Raw genomic sequence first — 2,192 nt, 5'->3', positions numbered from 1 at the left:
CAATTCCGCTTAATTTGTAAATAACATTAAAAATACTCCTAATAGGCGGAGAGATTCCGCCTATTGACTCAAAAAAGGTGAAATTAGGTAATATTGCCTTGCATAAGCGGAAAACCTCCGCTTATATCCCCCTAAAACGAGCTTCATTCTAACTTAACCGGAAAATCTCCGCTTATTCTACTTTCGCTGGTTACTCAATTGAGGGCTAAATAACCAATTATACTAATCGTTGTTTTGCGGTCTAAGGACCAACTTACCTTTTCCGTGCTGCTGTATTTTTTGTTCAGTTGGTTGGTTTTTATCCAATATTATCTGGAAACCATAATTCATAAATGAATAAGCTAACGAAAGTAGAAAAAGATGAATGGGTTTAATTTTATTTAATTTATAAAGATTAATTTTTTCAAAAAATGCATTTAATGGATAAGCAAGCAGGTAATCCAACATTAAATTAAGTAGGGTGTATAGCCAAAATTTCCTATAGGTTAAATGAAATATCCAAAGATTCCCTATAAAATAAGGTCCAAAAGTAAAAGTTAATCCATTATTGGCAATCGTTTTAATCCCGCCCTTCGCTTTCCACCATTTTCGAGGAGCACCAAATAGATATTCAATTAAAATAATTAAACAGGAAAAAAGTGTAACCGGTAGATATTTAAAAAACGACTTTTTGGGGAGGAAAAAAACCGTACCCCATGATATTAAAATCAATCCGATTCGAAAAAAGGCTAGCATTTATATACCTCCTTCATTACGTTTATTTTCCCTCAAAATAAAAAAAATAACCGTAATTTTAGGGTCAGCCCCACTTAATAATGAAAGAAAGAGCCCATAATAGGCTCTTCCTTCCAATATGTTTATTCAGATACCTGTTGTTTTTATTAGAAAATACGGCGTCCTCTAAAGGAAATGGCAAAAATGAAAAAGAAGGGGATAAATCTTCTTCTTCTAAAGCCATCCCGAATAAACACGCCTCTTCTTCGACCATCAAACCCATCCATGAATCCTCGATGAACTCTACCAAAATGATCTCTAACTTCAATAGGTTGACCCCTAAATCTCATAAGTGAATTAGGCAATTTTCTTCCTCCTTTCTCAAGCAGGTTGTGTTCAGAATACGAGGTATTCTATTTATTAATCTTTGGAAAAAGGACAGGTTATTCAAACCTGTCCTTCGCTCCCTCAAAAAAGTGACGGGTCACTTTTTTGAATTAGTAGCCACTCATAAAGGAAGTTCCTATAATGATTAGCAAAATGAAAAGTACAACGACTAACGCCATTGAGCTTTTGTGGTGTCCATCACTCATGTATCTCACCCCATTTTGAAAATTACTAGTAAAATCTAAAATGAAACGTGTTCAGATTGTCCAAAAAAAACTAAACAACAGCAAGAACGATGATTAATAGGATAAACAATACTACGATTAATACAAAAGTATTGCCGCCGCCATAACCCATGCTATAACCGCCGCCGTTGCCATAACCACCATCGTATCCGCAAGATCCAAAGCCCATATCTTTCCACCACCTATTTAGTATTTGAGGATGTTAATTACTACCCTCACTGTTATTATATTTTTTACAAAAGAACGTGATTGGACATGTTCCCGTTTTTTTGAAGAAATATGCAATCGTACCGTAATATTTCTTAACCGATGAAAAACAAGAAGAAGCGTATGCATTTTTACATACGCTCCTTTCAGAGGTGATAATATGTCTGAGTACTTCACGGCGGTCGGAGAGATTCCTGTCTCTCCCTAATAAGCTATGCAAAAAGAATAAAGAGGACTGGACAAGCGTTGAGAAGGAATAAAAATTTTTTAAAAATGAATATTCTTATTAAAATAAAGGAGACTTTTGACTGCTTTTTTTTGGATAAGGTCTTTATGAGTAACAATCACTTCAGTTGAGTCACCATTCTCATGAAAAGAATTATAATGATTTTTTCAATATGTAGGGGGGATTATCAATGAGAATGGCAATGACGAATTACATATTAATCCTACAAGAACAATTAGAAAGGTGTAATAAAGATCTTATTAATTTGTAATGAAGAATTATAAAAAGAAGTCCTGATAAAGTTCTTTTTTTGTTGGCAAATAGCGATTAGCTACATAACGCCGATTTTGTAATAGGTTATGGATTTGTCCCCACAAAATTTTAATGAAAAAGCCCTTCCATCCAAAATTTCT

The 2,192-nt window shown here is 34.1% G+C and carries 4 protein-coding genes; all 4 read right to left on the bottom strand.

The features are described 5' to 3' along the window. Positions 1–222 precede the first annotated feature (222 nt). The 4 genes from BDR01S_RS24450 to yjcZ all read right to left on the bottom strand — a co-directional run bounded on the left by BDR01S_RS24450 (position 223) and on the right by yjcZ (position 1,515). Entirely contained in the window at positions 223–735 is a 513-nt protein-coding gene (locus tag BDR01S_RS24450) for a hypothetical protein (RefSeq protein WP_066248191.1), read from the bottom strand. Between the two features lie 64 nt (positions 736–799). Beyond that, entirely contained in the window at positions 800–1,042 is a 243-nt protein-coding gene (locus BDR01S_RS24445) for a hypothetical protein (protein ID WP_066248189.1), read from the bottom strand. A 169-nt stretch (positions 1,043–1,211) separates the two neighbouring features. Continuing rightward, on the bottom strand, positions 1,212–1,307 hold the full coding sequence (locus tag BDR01S_RS25135) for a YjcZ family sporulation protein (protein ID WP_082797577.1): 96 nt from the start codon (positions 1,305–1,307) through the stop codon (positions 1,212–1,214). 70 nt (positions 1,308–1,377) lie between these two features. Continuing rightward, on the bottom strand, positions 1,378–1,515 hold the full coding sequence (yjcZ, locus tag BDR01S_RS24440; protein ID WP_066248187.1) for a sporulation protein YjcZ: 138 nt from the start codon (positions 1,513–1,515) through the stop codon (positions 1,378–1,380). Between the last annotated feature and the right edge of the window lie 677 nt (positions 1,516–2,192).

This window comes from Neobacillus drentensis NBRC 102427 (assembly GCF_001591445.1).
Taxonomy (GTDB): Bacteria; Bacillota; Bacilli; order Bacillales; family Cytobacillaceae; genus Neobacillus; species Neobacillus drentensis.
This window is presented reverse-complemented; position numbering and strand designations above follow the sequence as displayed.